This is a genomic window from Lapillicoccus sp. (assembly GCF_025353065.1).
Taxonomy (GTDB): Bacteria; Actinomycetota; Actinomycetes; order Actinomycetales; family Dermatophilaceae; genus Lapillicoccus.
The window spans coordinates 1-14,832 of the sequence record NZ_JANXRJ010000201.1 but is presented as its reverse complement, the minus strand read 5'-3'; the positions used below and the strand labels follow the sequence as shown (position 1 = coordinate 14,832).

13 protein-coding genes are annotated in these 14,832 nt (G+C 72.7%); 7 read left to right on the top strand and 6 right to left on the bottom strand.

The features are described 5' to 3' along the window. Positions 1–2: 2 nt before the first annotated feature. Both Q0R63_RS15495 and Q0R63_RS15490 read right to left on the bottom strand, forming a co-directional pair. Positions 3–791, bottom strand: a complete 789-nt coding sequence (locus Q0R63_RS15495; RefSeq protein ID WP_295699130.1) for a transglutaminase family protein — start codon at positions 789–791, stop codon at positions 3–5. A gap of 81 nt (positions 792–872) precedes the next feature. After that, positions 873–2,144: an MFS transporter gene (locus tag Q0R63_RS15490; RefSeq protein ID WP_295699128.1), complete on the bottom strand. Its 1,272-nt coding sequence runs from the start codon at positions 2,142–2,144 to the stop codon at positions 873–875. A 63-nt stretch (positions 2,145–2,207) separates the two neighbouring features. On the opposite strand from Q0R63_RS15490, the gene Q0R63_RS15485 reads away from it, so the two are divergent. From Q0R63_RS15485 to Q0R63_RS15465, 5 genes are all read left to right on the top strand, one after another. Beyond that, the gene (locus Q0R63_RS15485) at positions 2,208–2,969 is read left to right on the top strand and encodes an IclR family transcriptional regulator (protein ID WP_295699126.1); all 762 of its coding nucleotides are present in this window, start codon (positions 2,208–2,210) and stop codon (positions 2,967–2,969) included. 185 nt (positions 2,970–3,154) lie between these two features. Continuing rightward, positions 3,155–3,985 carry a GNAT family N-acetyltransferase gene (locus Q0R63_RS15480; RefSeq protein WP_295699123.1) on the top strand — a complete coding sequence of 277 codons (831 nt, stop codon included), beginning with the start codon at positions 3,155–3,157 and terminating at the stop codon, positions 3,983–3,985. A gap of 361 nt (positions 3,986–4,346) precedes the next feature. After that, entirely contained in the window at positions 4,347–4,802 is a 456-nt protein-coding gene (locus tag Q0R63_RS15475; protein WP_295699121.1) for an OsmC family protein, read from the top strand. Then, entirely contained in the window at positions 4,799–5,827 is a 1,029-nt protein-coding gene (locus Q0R63_RS15470; RefSeq protein WP_295699118.1) for an LLM class flavin-dependent oxidoreductase, read from the top strand. Before Q0R63_RS15475 ends, Q0R63_RS15470 begins: the two co-directional genes overlap by 4 nt. A 142-nt stretch (positions 5,828–5,969) precedes the next feature. Next, positions 5,970–6,782 (top strand): nucleotidyltransferase domain-containing protein, encoded by an 813-nt coding sequence (locus tag Q0R63_RS15465; RefSeq protein ID WP_295699116.1) that lies wholly within the window; start codon positions 5,970–5,972, stop codon positions 6,780–6,782. A 69-nt stretch (positions 6,783–6,851) separates the two neighbouring features. On the opposite strand, the gene Q0R63_RS15460 is transcribed toward Q0R63_RS15465, so the two are convergent. Further along, complete coding sequence (locus tag Q0R63_RS15460) at positions 6,852–7,775, bottom strand: hypothetical protein (protein WP_295699114.1); 924 nt, start codon at positions 7,773–7,775, stop codon at positions 6,852–6,854. 156 nt (positions 7,776–7,931) lie between these two features. Between Q0R63_RS15460 and Q0R63_RS15455 the strand changes: the two genes are divergently transcribed. Continuing rightward, positions 7,932–8,960 carry a Gfo/Idh/MocA family oxidoreductase gene (locus Q0R63_RS15455; RefSeq protein ID WP_295699113.1) on the top strand — a complete coding sequence of 343 codons (1,029 nt, stop codon included), beginning with the start codon at positions 7,932–7,934 and terminating at the stop codon, positions 8,958–8,960. Positions 8,961–9,037: 77 nt separating this feature from the next. On the opposite strand, the gene Q0R63_RS15450 is transcribed toward Q0R63_RS15455, so the two are convergent. The 3 genes from Q0R63_RS15450 to Q0R63_RS15440 form a co-directional block, all read right to left on the bottom strand. Then, positions 9,038–9,868 (bottom strand): thioesterase family protein, encoded by an 831-nt coding sequence (locus Q0R63_RS15450; RefSeq protein WP_295699111.1) that lies wholly within the window; start codon positions 9,866–9,868, stop codon positions 9,038–9,040. A gap of 129 nt (positions 9,869–9,997) precedes the next feature. Beyond that, positions 9,998–13,468 (bottom strand): phosphodiester glycosidase family protein, encoded by a 3,471-nt coding sequence (locus tag Q0R63_RS15445; protein WP_295699109.1) that lies wholly within the window; start codon positions 13,466–13,468, stop codon positions 9,998–10,000. A gap of 54 nt (positions 13,469–13,522) precedes the next feature. Then, complete coding sequence (locus Q0R63_RS15440) at positions 13,523–14,383, bottom strand: alpha/beta hydrolase (protein ID WP_295699106.1); 861 nt, start codon at positions 14,381–14,383, stop codon at positions 13,523–13,525. Between the two features lie 69 nt (positions 14,384–14,452). Here Q0R63_RS15440 and Q0R63_RS15435 point away from each other — a divergent pair. Next, positions 14,453–14,832: LON peptidase substrate-binding domain-containing protein (locus tag Q0R63_RS15435; protein ID WP_295699103.1), on the top strand; the 380-nt coding region annotated here is incomplete at its 3' end.

Below are 14,832 nucleotides of genomic sequence, written 5' to 3'. Positions count from 1 at the left end.
GATCAGCCCAGCTGGACGACACTCCGCCAGTCGTCGAGCGGGAGCACGTCCACGACGACACTGACCTCGAGCCAGTTGAGGATGGCCTCGGGCCCGCTCGTGGTCACGAAGGCCGTGTCGGCGGCGTCGCGCCCGGTCGCGATGCGTAGCAGCGACTGCCGTGGGGCCAGCCAGGTCGCGTCGACGACGCACCAGGCCCCCTCGACGTAGGCCTCGCACACCGCGTGGAAATCCATCGGAAAGAGCCCCGGCGCATAGACGGAAGCCATCCGGGCCGGCACGTCGCAGGCGCGCAGCAGGGCGATGGAGAGGTGCGCGAAGTCGCGGCATACCCCCTTGCGGGTGAGGAGGGTCTCGACCGCGCCGTCGGTGGGCTCGCTCGAGCCGGGCACGTAGGTGATCCGCTCGTGCACCCATGCACTCACCGCCGACAGCAGCGTGTGCCCCTCGAGCCGGGCGAACTCGGCGTGCGCCGTGGGCGCGAGAATGTCGGACTCGCAGTAACGGCTGGGGCGCACGAAGGTGAGCAGTTCCAGCGGACGGACCGGTGCGGGGGCGGCCCGGCCGGTCACGGTCGCTGCGTAGTCGATGATGAGCATGCCCTGGTCGGCCTCGACGCGGTGCAGGCGGCTGCCGTGCTCGTCGACGAGCAGCGAGGGCTGGAGCGGCCGCTGGTCGATCGAGACCAGGAGGCTCTCCGGGTCGGCCGGAGCGGCGCTCGCGATGCTGAGGTGCGACGTCGTGGGTCCGCCGAGCAGGAGCTCGAGGTGGGCGGTCACGGTGCGTTGCATGGTTCATCCAAACAGGCCGGGGTATGCCGCGCAAAGCCTCGCGCCGCTCGGTCAGGATCGCAGCGAACGGGCGTCCTACTCTCAGTGGCCCGAAGCACTCCCGGCCGAGGGGGACGGCCCGACCAGACTCGGGATCCGGCGAAGTGCCAGTGCGCAGAACAGTGCCAACGCCATCAGCCCCGCGACGACGAGGACGACGCGGTCCCAGCCGCCCGAGGTCCAGGCCAGCCCGGACACGGCGCCGAAGACGGACGAGCCGAGGTAGTAGGCGAAGAGGTAGAGCGAGGCCGCCTGCCCGGTGCCGCCGCCCCCGATGTGGGCGCGGGCCGAGACCCAGCCACTGGCCACCCCGTGGGCGGCGAAGAAGCCGGTCGTCGTCACCGCGACACCGACGATGACGAGCCAGAGCGGGCCGGCGAGGGTGAGGGCCAGGCCGCCGAGCGCGACGACGACCCCGAGCGGCATCACCGTGCGCCGCCCGAACCGGTCGGCCAGGCCGCCCGCGAGGGTCGAGCTCACGGACCCCAGCGCGTAGCTGAGGAAGACGAGCCCGGCGACGCCGAGGCTGAGGGAGTAGGGCGGCGCCGCGAGGCGGAACCCCAGGGCGTTGTAGGTCGCGACGAAGCTCCCCATCGCGAGGGCGGCGAAGGCGTAGAGCGCGAGGAGCGCCGGGTCGGCGACGACCCGCTTGGTGCTCGCCCACATCGCGTCCCGGCCGGCCGCTGCCGGCGAGAACCCCTGTGACGCAGGGAGGGTGAGCCGCACGACCACCGTGCAGACGACGCCGAACGCCGCGATCGCGCCCACGGCCCAGCGCCAGCCGGCGACGTCACCGACCCCGCTCGCGAGCAGCCGACCGGTCATCCCGCCGAGCGCGGTCCCGCCGATGTAGAGGCCCGCGGCGCGGCCGTGGGCGTCGGGGTGGACCTCTTCGCGCAGGTAGGCCATCGCCACCGCGGACAGCCCGGCGAGGGAGACTCCCTGGAGACCACGCAGCGCGAGCAGGAGGTGCCAGGTCGGTGCCAGCGCGCAGAGGATCCCGACGATGCTCGAGGCGGCCAGCGAGGCGTGCATCAGCGGGGTGCGCCCGAGCCGCTCGGTGACCGGGCCGACGACGAGGAGAGCGAGACCGAGTCCCAGCGTCGCGGTCGAGACGCTGAGGGCGCTCTCCGCCGGGGTCAGGGAGAACCGCGCGGCGAGGTCGGGCAGCACCGCCTGGGTCGAGTACAGCTGGGCGAAGGTCGCGAGTCCGGCCGCGAACAGCGCGAGGTTCAGTCGCCGGTATGCCGCGTCGCCCGGCCGGTGCCCGGTGAAGGGCACGCCGTCGTTCGGCGCCTGCGGACGGGAGGACACAGCCCCAACGCTGCCACCCGGGGTCCTCCGCTGCCACCAGAGGTCGGTGCGAGACTGCCCGCTGTGACGAATGCCCCAGCAGCCGGCCAGGCGCTCGCGGTGCTCGGCCTGCTGTCGCGGCATACCGAACCGTTGCCGGCGGCGACCATCGCGGCGCGGCTGGGCATCGCCCGGTCCTCGACCTACCACCTGCTCGCGGTGCTCCAGGACCACGGCTTCGTGGTGCACCTGCCGGAGGAGCGGCGTTACGGGCTGGGCGTGGCCGCGTTCGAGCTCGGCTCCGCCTACTCCCGGCAGGCGCCGTTGCAACGGCTCGCCCGGCCGCTGCTCACCCGTCTCGTGGACGAGACGCATCACAATGCGCACGTGGCGGTGCTGCACGGCAGCGACGTGCTCTACGTCGTCGAGGAACGCGCACCCCGCCGACCCTCCCTCGTGACGGACGTCGGGGTGCGGTTGCCGGCGCAGCTGACCGCGAGCGGATTGGCAATGCTGGCAACGCTACCCGCTGCACAGGTCCGCGCGCTCTACCCCTCGCGCGATGCGTTCGTCCGCCGGCACGACGCCGGCCCGACCTCGTTGACCCAGCTCCGGTCCGTCCTCACCCGGGTGCGCGAACGCGGGTATGCCGTGGAGGAGGGCACCGTCACCCCCGGGCTCTCGTCCGTGGCGGCGGCCGTGCTGGACCGGTCGGGGCACCCCGTGGCGTCCTTCGCGGTGACGTTCGAGGGGGACCGTGTCGACGATGACGAGCGGAGGCGGCTCGCCGGGGCGGTGCAGCTCGCCGCCGGCGCGCTCTCCCGGCGGCTGTCCGGCGGACGCTGAGACAGTCCGGGCCGGACCGCCGAAACCCCGCCGTCCCTTTATCGGGTGACCCGATAAAGGGGCGCTCCGCGCGTGAACGGTCCTCACGCGAACCGTCCCCTTGTCGGGTGGAGCCGGCCCCCGGCGGGCGGGAGGTGCGGGAAACCCGGTGGTGCGTGGTGGGGACGGCTGACAGAGTGCGTGGCGTGACTGCAGACGCCGCGACCGACGGCCTGATCCTCGCCCGGCTCGAGGGCTACTACGACCTCGCTCCCCGGGGCAACGCTGACACCGAGGAGCACGGACCGCTCACGCTGTTCGTCTCCCGGGGCGGCTACCCCTACTACGCGCGGCCGCGGCTCGGCCTCGGGGACGACGTCAGCGCTGCACACATCACCGCCGCCGACGTCGAGGCGGTCCTGGCCCGCCAGCGCGAGCTGGGGTTGCCCCGGAACCTGGAGTGGGTCGACGAAGTGACGCCGACCCTGCTCGCCGCCGCCCGGTCGGCCGGGTTGCAGGTGGAGGAGTGCCCGCTGCTGGTCCTCGACGGCGAGCCGGCGGCCCGGCCGGTCGACGCCGAGGTCCGCCTCGTGGAGGCTGACGACCCCGACCTCGGACGCGTCCACTCATGCATCGGTGTCGGGTTCGCTACGGGGGGAACGGCGCTCGGGAAGACCGGGGTTGCCGAACGGGACGCCGATCTCGCGGCCCACCCGGACGGCGCCGATCGGGCCCGGGAGGCCAGCGCGTCCGGCCGCACGTTCCTCGTCGGCGCCTTCGACGCCGTGGTCGGGGCGGTCGGCGGCGGGAGCTACAACCCGCGCGGCGACGTGGCGGAGATCGTCGGGGTCGCCATGCTCCCGGCATACCGGCGTCGGGGGTATGCCGGGGCCGTCACCAGCGCCCTCGCGCGCCACGCGCTCGACCACGGGGTGACGACGGTCTTCTGCAGCGCCCAGAGCGCGGACGTGGCCCGCGTCTACGAGGCCGTGGGCTTCCGCCGGGTCGGCACGGCGTGTATCGCCGAGGCCGACTGAGCCCAGCGGCGACACATGCCCTGCGCTGGTCCGGGATTCTGGTCGCCCGAGCCACCGAGTGCCCGGACGTCGTCAAGGAGCCGTGAGCTCGACGAGGGGTGGCGCGGACACGTCCGGCGTCCGCACGCCCCGCGAGAGCGCCGAGCAGGTCTCGCCCGTCATCCGCGCAAAGACTCAGCACCGTCACAGGACGTGGCGCCGTCTCATCGAGCCAGCGGCCGATCTCGCTGCGGACGACGGCCAGCCGCCGGGGCAGCGACGACCCCGGATCCCCGTATGCCGCGTGCCACGCCACCCAGTCCGTCACCCCCGCAGTCCGGCCCCGGACGGTGACACCGACCGGCGGACGTAGGCTGGTTCTATGACCATCGAACAGCGTCCGGCCGACCTGCCACCCGAGAAGGCGGCGCACCGGACGACGACCCTCACCCGGCGCGACAAGGGCCACTACACCGCGACCAATGCGCGCGGGGGGACCATCCCCGTCTCCGGCGGCGACAACGACGACTTCACCCCGGTCGAGCTGCTGCTCGCGGGCATCGCCGGCTGCACGGCCATCGACGTCGACCACCTGACCGCCCGCCGCTCCGAGCCCGCGGGGTTCGAGGTGCAGGTCGAGGCCGAGAAGGTGTCCGACGAGCACGGCAACCACCTCCAGGACATCGTCGTCACCTTCCGTGTCACCTATCCCGAGGGGGACGGCGGGGATGCGGCCCGGGCGATCCTGCCCGACATCGTCAAGAAGTCGCACGACCGGCTGTGCACCGTCAGCCGCACCGTGATGCTCGGCGCCGACGTCAGCACGGTCATCCAGTGAGCGCGACGACGTTGACCTCACGAGGCGCGACCATCGACCTCGATGTCCTCGACCTCGTCCCTGTCGTCGAGGGAAGCACCCCGGCCGACGCGATCTCGGCGACCGTCGAGGCCGCCCGCGTCGCGGAGGAGCAGGGCTATACGCGCTACTGGATGGCTGAGCACCACAACTTCGCGGGCGTCGCCTCCTCTGCCACAGCGGTGCTCGTCGGCCACGTCGCCGACCAGACCACGACGATCCGGGTCGGCTCGGGCGGCATCATGCTGCCCAACCACCCGCCGCTGGTCGTCGCCGAGCAGTTCGGCACGCTCGCGACGATGCACCCCGGGCGCATCGACCTCGGCCTCGGGCGAGCGCCCGGCACCGACCCGATCACCTCCTATGCCCTGCGCCGGGTCGAGGGAGCTGCTGCCGACTTCGGCGGCGAGGTCGCGCAGGTGGTGCAGTACCTCGGCCCGGTCGACGAGTCGGCGCGCGTCCGCGCCGTGCCCGGCGAGGGCACCGAGGTGCCCATCTGGATCCTCGGGTCGAGCCACGGTGGCGCCCAGGTCGCCGCCGCCCTCGGTATGCCGTACTCCTTCGCCTCGCACTTCGCTCCCCGCATGCTGCTGAGCGCGCTCGAGGTCTACCGGGCCGGGTTCCGGCCCTCCGGTCGGCCCGGCGCGCTGACGGCCCCCCGGACGATGGCCGGGGTCAACGTCGTCGTCGCCGACACCGAGGAGCGGGCCCGGCACGTCTGGGGGTCGACGCTGCTGAGGTTCCACGGGATCATCACCGGGCGCCGCGGGCTGCTGCCGCGGCCGCCCGAGGGAGACGTCACGGCGACATGGTCGTCCGCCGAACGCGCCGCCATCGAGCAGATGACGACAGCCTCGTTCGTGGGCACCCCCCGGCAGGTCAAGGAGGGGCTCGACGCGTTCGTGGCGATGACGGGCGTCGACGAGCTGATCGTCGCGACCTCGGCGCACTCCCTCGACGACCGGCTGCGGTCCATGCGGCTGCTCGCGGAGGTCTGGGCGGGCTGACGGCGGCCGGCGAGGCTTGACGACACCTGAGGACGGCTGACACGACCGGCCGAAAGCCCTCAAGATACGACGCTGTCGCGCATACACCGCATAAGGTCTGAACGTGACAAGCCGGACCAGTGGCAGGGCGACGGAGGTCGCGATGACCGACGGTGTGGAGCCTGCTGTCACCGCCTATGAGCAGGACCTCGAGCGGACGCTCCCCGGTGTCGCCGAGGGTGTCTACGTCGTCGGCTCGGTCGCTCTCGACGACTATCACCCCGAGACGAGCGACGTCGACCTCGTCATCGTCCTGGACGACGCGCCCGACCCCCTGCAGCTGGCTCTCCTCGGTGACATCCACCAGCGAACAGCGCGGTCGCACAACCAGATTCACCTGGACGCCAGCTATGTGACGTGGGCACAGCTGGCCCATGCGCCGACGGCCTCGACCACCGCCGGGGTGCGCGCGCTCGACGGTCGGATCCATGTCGCCCCTGATCGGCAGGCTCCCGGCATACTCCTCTGGCACCAGCTGCACGACCAGGCGCTGACGGTCACGGGGGCCGACCTGCGTGACCGGCAGATCGCGCTGCGGCCCGAGGCGTTGCGGGAGTGGTGCCTGAAACAGATCGAGGAGCGGTGGACACCGTGGTGGGAACGCGCGGCCGTGCTGCTCTCGGCCGGCGGGCGCGAGAGCCTCGGTGCGGTCGGGCCGACGTCCGGGGTCCTCGGTGTCGTCCGGCTGCACCACACGCTCGTGACCGGGTCGCTGGTGTCCCAGTGCCAGGCCGGGGAGTGGGCGCTCACCCTGTGCGAGCCGGAGTGGAGACGTCTCCTCGAGGAGTGCCTGCGGGTGCGGCACCAGCCGGGCCGTCCGTCGCTCTACCGCAACCCGCTCCAGCGCCGGCGGGACGCCCTGGCCTTCACGGACCTGCTGATGACCGCGGACGAGGAGACGTTCGGAGCGGGCTGACGCATCCCGGCGCCGCCGCCACGTGACGCCGCTGCCACGTGACACCGAGTCAGGTGGGGCTGTCGACCGTCAGCGGACGGGTCGCCGGAAGAGTCCGGCCGGGTCGGCGGACGTCACGGCGTCGTCCTCGGGCGTCGGCTCGGGTCCCAGCTCGGCGCGCGCAGCGGGTCGTCGGAAGACGGTGGGATCCGTGTGCTGCCAGGAGGGTTCGCTCGCGCCCCGGGTGACGAAGGGCGCCGGACTTCCCAGCATTGCCGATCCGAGCCGGTATGCCGGGTCGGCCGGCGGCGTGGGCTCGACGCCCTCGGCCGGGGGCGTCGGGGCGGCTGACCCCACGCCGTTCGCCTCTGCTTGAGCCTCCCCCGCGTCGGCGGTGGCCGCAAGCGGGACGGCGGTCGATCTCGTCCACAGCAGCCAGCCGGCGACCCCAGCGAGCACGGCCGTCGCGAGCCCGTCACTGCCACGGGAGAGGAAGGTGCTGACCGGGTCGACCACGAAGAATCCCATGTTGTCGGTCCCGCTACCCACCACGCCGTGAGTGGTCAGCGTCCATGCCGCGGTCCCGATGAGAAGCGCCGCTCCGACCAGTGTGATGGCCATCGCGATGATCACCGAGGCCACGCGTAAGCGGGGACCGATCCGCAGCCCGCTCCCCGCGGGGAGGTGGACGATCCCCGCGAGGACGAGCAGCGGAAGGCTGGCGATCAGCACGGGGACAGCAGAGAAGGGTGCGGCGACGAGCTGGGCGACCCTGATCGCCGAGTCGGTGCCCAGCTGGAACTGGCCCGAGCTGTCCGTCGGCCAGACCATCCGGTAAGCGGAGAGGAGCTGCCCCGCCACGAGCATCGTCGAGGCCGCCACGAGACCGGGGCCGATCGCGCGCGGCATCCAGCGCTCCACTGCGCGAGTGAGGGCGACGCGGCCCCCGCGCCCCCCGCGCCCGGTCTCCCGGCGCGGCGGCGCGGCCCAGCTGTCGACGAGGTCGTCCGGCATACGTGGATCCTCCCATCCCGGGGCGGCTGCGGCACGGGCAGCGGACCACCCGGACCGGTCGCAGGGCGGGCCGACCGTCGCGGCATACTCGCCCTGCGAGCACGCCGCTCCGCCCTGACACCTCGACCCTGCCACCCCAACGACGGGACCACCTCGATGACGACCACCGCACTCGTACCCGACCCGATGGACGCCCCGGCGGTGCGCTGGGGGATCATCGCGCCCGGCGGCATCGCGAACAAGTTCGCCGAGGCCGTGGCGGACTTCACGGCCGGCTCGGTCGTGGCGGTCGGGTCGCGTGACGCCGACCGGGCCCAGCAGTTCGCGACGCGGCACGGCATCCCGCGCTCGTATGTCGGCTACGACCGGCTCGTCGGCGACGCGGAGGTCGAGGCGGTCTACATCGCCTCGCCGCACTCCGGGCACCGCGAGCACGCCCTGCTCGCGATCGCGGCCGGCAAGCACGTCCTCATCGAGAAGGCCCTGGCCCGGAACGCTACCGAGGTGGAGGTCATCTTCGCGGCGGCCGAGCAGCAGGGGGTCTTCGCGATGGAGGCGATGTGGACCCGTCACCTGCCGCACATCGCCTGGCTGCGGGACCAGATCGCCTCCGGGGCGATCGGGGACGTCGTCACCGTCACCGCCGATCACGGTCAGTCGCTCGACCTCCCCGCCGACCACCGGCTGAAGAACCCCGACCTCGCGGGCGGTGCCATCCTCGACCTCGGGGTCTATCCGGTGTCCTTCACCGTCGACCTCCTCGGAGCGCCGAGCGAGGTCAAGGCGATTGGCCGACTGACCGAGACCGGCGTCGACGGGCACGTGGCGATGGTGCTCGGCTACTCCGGCAAGACGATCGCGCAGATCGACACGACGCTCTGGACGAAGACACCGACGAGCGCCGTGGTCTCCGGTACGGCCGGCAGCCTCGAGATCGTCGGGGGCGACTTCTACGCCGGTGGTCGCACGGTGCTGCGTCGGTCCGGCGGGCGCGACCGGGCCGTCGTCGAGGAGTTCCAGGTGGATGTCGTCAACGGCTTCCAGTACCAGGCGGCCGAGGCGGCCCGGTGCATCGCCGCCGGCCTCCACGAGAGCCCCCTGATGACGTGGGACTCCTCGCGGGCCGTGATGGCCGTGATGGACGAGGCGCGCCGCCAGGTGGGGGTCGTCTACCCGGGCGAGTGACCCCGCGTTCGCCTCCCGGATTGGGGTGACCCCGCCTCCCCGGATTGGGGTTCGGACGCGTCATCGGTGACGCGTTTTCACCCCAACCCGGGGGCGGGGGCGGGGGCGGGGGCGTCGGGGGCGGGGGGCAGCGGCCGCACGGTGAGGATCTGTTCGCTGCGTCCGACCGGGCCGTCGACGTCGTGCAGCGTCGTCGACGTCAGCCCGATGCCGTCGCCGCCGAAGACGACCGTCGTGTCGAAGCCGACCCAGCCCGCCTTCGGCTGCCGCCAGAGGTGGATCGACAGGTCGATGTTGGGGAACATCCACTTCGACGGATCCTCGCGCACGAGAACGCCGTTCGCGGTGTCGACCAGCCCGACGAACGCCGCCGTGGGGCTGACCTCGACGTCCTCGACGAGGGTGATGTCGGTGCGCAGCCAGACCTGCCCGCGACCGGGCACGCTCGCCTCCGCGCGTCGGCCCTCCAGCGAGTCGATGTAGCCGCCGGCCCATCGCTCCCGACCCTGCCACACGGGCATCGTCTCCGGCGCCGGCAGTTGCTCGGGTGCGCCACCCTCGACGGCCACCGTCCTCTGACGCGCCATCCGCCAGGCGTGGGCCCGCACCGCGGGTCGGCCGCCGGCGACGAGGACCGCCTCGACGAGCTCGATGGTGCGGCCGGGGCGGATGGTCGTCACGGTGATCTCGGTCAGCGCCCGCGGGATGACGCCGAGGATCTCGAAGGTGATCCGCGCCAGCTGCAGGTCCTCGCGCACCAGTCGCTCCTCGATCGCGTGGACGAGCAGCCCCGAGACCGGCGCCATGTGCTGCTCGGTGGGGTTCCAGACCCCCTGCACGTGCACCGTCGGCTCGAAGAACCCGCCGGGACGTCGGCGGTAGTAGCTCGTCGGCGTCGGTGGGGTCACCGGGTCAGCCTAGGTGCGGCAAGGACCCCAGCCCGCCCGTATGCCGGGTGGCGAGACCCACGGCATACCCGAGGGGGCTCGGCGGGCGTGGAAACACCTGCGGGGGGGGGTGGGTCACCCGATCTGAGGTCAGGATCGGTGAGCCCCCACTCCGGTAACCTGGATCGTGGCGCTCTCCTTGACGCCTCCGACGACCAGGGTCAGCGTCGCGGTCCCAGCGCGCAGAGCGGTGAGCCGGTTCGTCGCCGGGTCGAACCGGACCACGGCGCCCCCGACCCCGAGCAGTGCCTCGTCGACCTGGACGCCGTCTCCCGACCACTGCGCGCTCACCGGCCAGGCGACCGGGACGCTCGCCGACCCCTGGGTGAACGTCGGGGCGAGGGTGACGCTCGACCCGACCCCGAGGATCGTCGGCACGTCGAGCTGGAGGGCGTCCACGCTCGGATGCGTCTCCGCCTGCAGCCAGTCGACCCGGGCGCTCGGCCTCGGAGTCCGACCGACGACGCCCTTGGCCGGGTCGATCCCGAGCGTCGTCCACCCCCGGAAACCGCCGTCCGCGACGTTGCCCGCCGGGGTCTTGCCCGAGTTGCCGTTGATGATCATCGACACGCCCTGCGCTGACGAGGCGTGGAAGACCCCCACGTGGCCGTTGACCACGGCGACGGACTTGTGGCTCTGGGTGCGGAAGCGGCCGATGCGGTCCTCGAGCTGCTGCGCCTCGATCCGGTCGCCGAGCTGGCTGGACCTGTCCGCCAGGGGGTCGTCGACCGGCACGTGCGTCGCGACGACGACGCCGGTCACCGCGGGGTCGGCCGCCGCGTCGCGCAGCTGCTGCTCGAGCTGCACGAGCTGCGCCGCTCCGTCGTCGTTGCCGTGCAGGGTGAGGGAGGACGAGTTGAGGGTGATCAGCCGGGTTGCGCCGGTGGGCGTCGACAGCAGCGTCGTCGTGTGGGTGGGTCCGAAGACGGCCGTGAAGTTGCCGATCGGGCCGCCCATGACCTCGTGGTTGCCGGGGACGTAGGTCCAGGGGATCGCGCTGCCGACCTCCTCGTCGAGCACCTGCTTGGCGAGCGCGAAGTCGGCCGGGCTCGCCTCGTCGACGAAGTCGCCGTCGATGACGAGGTAGTCGGGTCGAGCAGCAACGATCTCCCGCAACGTCTTTCGCACGTTGGCCAGCAGCGTGCTGCTGGGATCGCGGGCGACGAACTGTCCGTCGGAGAGGACCGCGATGCGCTGCGGCCGGTCGTCGACCGTCCCGTCCGTGACGATGACGGGGTCGTGGACCGGCTCCTGCGTCACCGGCGACGACGGCGGCGCGACGTGGGCGACGAGCCCGGCGAACGACAGGTCACCGTGATAATTGACATCCGCCCGAGTCTCGAGGAAGCGGATCCGGTTGACGGTCAACGGCATTGCCGTCCCGGGCGGTACCGGGAAGGTGACCTGCTGCCAGCCCTGCCAGGTCACGAAGTTAGCGCTGAGGTTGCTCACCGTGCCGTCCCCGCTCGTGACCATGATCCGGGGCCACACCCCGGAGCCGTCGCCCTTGACCCACATCGAGAGGTCGAGGGGCTGGCCGGTGACGGGGAGGGCGACCGGCGGCACGGCATACATCCCGCGGGTGGCGGTGCTCCGGGTGAAGTCGTACTGCAGTCGCAGGGCAGGTTCACCCGCCGGACCGGTGGCCGTCGTCAGGGTGCCGGTGGCGCGGTCGCTCGCCGGTGTCCACGACGCACCGTCGCTGAAGTCGGCGACCGAGACGGTGTCGAGTCCGACGAGCACCGTGGTGTCGTAATAGTGGTCGCCGACCCGGAAGTGGACCACCGCGGAGCCTTTGTCCATCGCCGGCGTGATGACGAACCCGTTCGCCGCGTCGGGGGTCACGACGACGCCCGGGTCAGCGGTCACGGCGACGTCCCGCGGCTCGAGCGGCGAGGGCCGGCCGTCGGAGTCGTAGCCGGTGAGGAGGAGTGATGCGGTGCCGGACCGGTCGGCGAAGGGGATCGTCGCGCGGTCCGCGTCGAGGTGGTCGAGCGGCCCCAGCACGGTCAGGGGCATCGCCGCGGTGCGACCCTTCCCGATGTCGAAGCCGACGTCGGTCGCGCCGCGGCGGACGCCGGTGGCGACGACCTGCTGGCCGGCGCGCCGGCTGAGTGAGACCCGGTCGGTGGTCGAGCTGAAGGTCCCACCGCGCTCGACCGCGGCATACCGGCCGTCGATGCCCGAGCCGAAGACGGTGCGGCTCTGGCCCTGCAGGACGGTGTAGGCCCCGGTCCGGTTGGAGACCGGCCGCACCTGCGCGGCGTTCGCCCATCCGGACGGTGTCGCCGACGAGAAGAAGAGGAGGGTGTTGGAGACGGCGCGCTCACTGCCGTCCTGCGGCGTGTTCACCACCAGGGGCGCGGTGCCGCCCGAGACCCGGGCGGCCAGCGTGCTCGAGCCGCCGCCGTCGAGGTTGAGGGCCTGGTAGGCGCCGAGGCTCTGCATCAGGGTGGCGAGGTCGATCCGCCTCATCCCGACGCTGGCCGAGGTCAGCCCGTCGACGGTCAGGGCGATGACCTTCTTCCCGTTGCGGGACACACCGATTGCGGTCCGGGCGTGCAGGCCGTCGTCGGCGACGGCGGGGTTGACCGCGCCGTCCTTGACGAGCTGGTCGGCGCCGCTGAGGGCGAGCTGGACCCGGGTTGAGAGCCCGACCGCGACGTCGACCGACTCGCCCACGGTGAGGGCTGCCACGACGTCGGCGCCTGCGTCGCGGCCGAGCAGCACCTGACCGCCGGGCGGGATCGCGGGCGCGCCGGCACCAGCACCCACCGCGGTCACGACGGACCCCACGACCGTGGCCCGCGCGACCTTCGGGGACATCCCGCCGGGGCCGCCGACCGGGCGGTCGAGGCTCGCGTCACCCCAGAGCGGGGTGTAGACGCCGATCCCGTCCGTCGGCAGGGACGGGGTGTTGAAGCCGGCCAGGGGATGCGTCTGCCCGGCCGCGGTGAGGGTGCCCGACGACGTCAGCGCGGCTACCGTCGCGCGCCCGTCGGCCAGCGTGAACGCCGGCCGTGTGCCCGAGACCGCGTTGACGAGCCCCCTGCTGCCAGAGGCGATCCCGACGGGTGCGCCGCTGGCGTTGATGTCGTAGAAGTCACCGTTGATGCCGGCCACCGCGCCCGTCCCGAGCAGCTGGCTCGAGAGGGTCCCGACCGCGGCGACCGACCCGGAGTTGTGGACGTCCATCGACAGCGTCGGGACGGACAGGTCGGCGGTGAGGACGTTGCCGCGGTTCCAGCCGCCGCTCTCGAGCCGTTGGTAGTTCGTCAGGTCGAGGCCCGGCGCGACGTGCTGGGTGGCCACCGTCGCGAGCGCCTCACCGTGCGCCGTGAAGTCGTAGCCGTCCGACTCCTGCTGCGACGGCGGGATCCCGCCGGGCGCGAGCGTCACCGCGGTCGGCGGCGGCGGGGGGACGTCGGCGCGCGCGACGGGGACGGTCCCCCCGGCGAGCAGGACGGTCCCCCCGGCGAGCAGCACGTATGCCGCGAGGCCCGCGGCGGCGAGCCACGCGGCATACCGGCGGGGGCGGGGAACGGTCGGCGAAGAGGTCACCGCACGTTCCTACCGTGAATGGATCACCAACCTGGAGGCCAACTCGTGAAAAGTTCACGAACTCGTGGTGGAGCGGACCCGCTCGAGGATCTCCTCGGCGCACCGCCCCGGCGCGACCTCGGGCAGCCAGTGGCCCTCGTCGAGCTCGACGAACCGGTAGTCCGCCCGGACGAGGTCGCCGGTGGCCTCGGCCGCGACCCGGCCGAGGAAGGCGTCGTGGCGCCCCCAGACGAACGTGGTCGGCACCTTGCAGCGGTGCATCGTCCCGGCCGATGACCCCATCGCGCGATACCAGCCGAGGCTCGCGGTGAGCCGGCCCGGTTCCTCCATCCGGCGCAGGTAGCGCTGCAGCACCGCCTCGGGCAGCCCGGAGCGCCTCAGCCCGGCCGGGAAGGTCCTTGCGAAGGTGGCTTCAGGCAGCCACGGCAGCTGGAACCACGCCATGTAGGCGGAGTGCCGGGCCTGCCACCAGGTGCGGTAGGCCCGCGCGAGCGCCGCCGGGTGCGGGGTCGACAGCACGGTCAGGGACGCCAGCCGGTCGGGATGGGTCCCAGCGACCGCCCAGGCCACCGCGCCGCCCCAGTCGTGCCCGACGAGGTGGACCCGGTCGACGCCCGCCGCGTCGATGAGGGCGACGACATCGGCCACGAGCTCCTCGATCCGGTATGCCGCGCGCCCGGCCGGGCGGGCCCCGGGGCTGTAGCCACGCTGCTCGGGCGCCAGGGTGCGCAGCCCGGCTGCGGTGAGCGGGCGGCATACCTCCGTCCAGCAGTCGCGGTCGGCCGGGAAGCCGTGGAGGAGCACGACCGTCCCTGCGACCTGACCCTCGGGACCGTCGGACCCCGGCGAGCCCTCGCCAGCGGTGTCGGTGACGTCGAAGACGAGGCCGTCGCGGTCGAAGCTCGTGAGGGTCATGGCGACATCCTGCCGTTTCGACCGTGCGCCGAGCGTGCCGACGAGCGTGTCTGGACCTACAGTCTTTCTATGTCCCTGTTGCCGCTCTTCCCGCTCGGTAGCGCGCTGCTGCCGGGAGCGCCGTTGCCGCTGCAGATCTTCGAGCCCCGTTACGTCGTCCTGCTGCGTGACCTGCTCGCCAACCGCGATGCCAACCCCGTCTTCGGCGTCGTCGGCATCCGCCACGGCTTCGAGGTGGGCGAACGCGAGAACGACGTCTACGACGTGGGGTGCACCGCGGTCGTCGACCAGATCGGCGAGATCGGTGATGGGATCTTCGCCCTCATGGCGACGGGCGGTCGTCGCTTCCGGCTCGACGGACTCGTCGAGGACACCCCGACGCCCTACACCGTCGGGGCCGTCAGCTATCTGGACGAGCGGCTCGGCGACCCCGGCCACACGGCGGCGAT

What these genes read in the sequence shown, in the direction of transcription:
- Q0R63_RS15455 (WP_295699113.1), top strand. Translation starts at nt 7,932, where the DNA reads ATGACGACCACCGCACTCGTACCCGACCCGATGGACGCCCCGGCGGTG.
- Q0R63_RS15495 (WP_295699130.1), bottom strand. Translation starts at nt 791, where the DNA reads ATGCAACGCACCGTGACCGCCCACCTCGAGCTCCTGCTCGGCGGACCC.
- Q0R63_RS15440 (WP_295699106.1), bottom strand. Translation starts at nt 14,383, where the DNA reads ATGACCCTCACGAGCTTCGACCGCGACGGCCTCGTCTTCGACGTCACC.
- Q0R63_RS15475 (WP_295699121.1), top strand. Translation starts at nt 4,347, where the DNA reads ATGACCATCGAACAGCGTCCGGCCGACCTGCCACCCGAGAAGGCGGCG.
- Q0R63_RS15465 (WP_295699116.1), top strand. Translation starts at nt 5,970, where the DNA reads ATGACCGACGGTGTGGAGCCTGCTGTCACCGCCTATGAGCAGGACCTC.
- Q0R63_RS15460 (WP_295699114.1), bottom strand. Translation starts at nt 7,775, where the DNA reads ATGCCGGACGACCTCGTCGACAGCTGGGCCGCGCCGCCGCGCCGGGAG.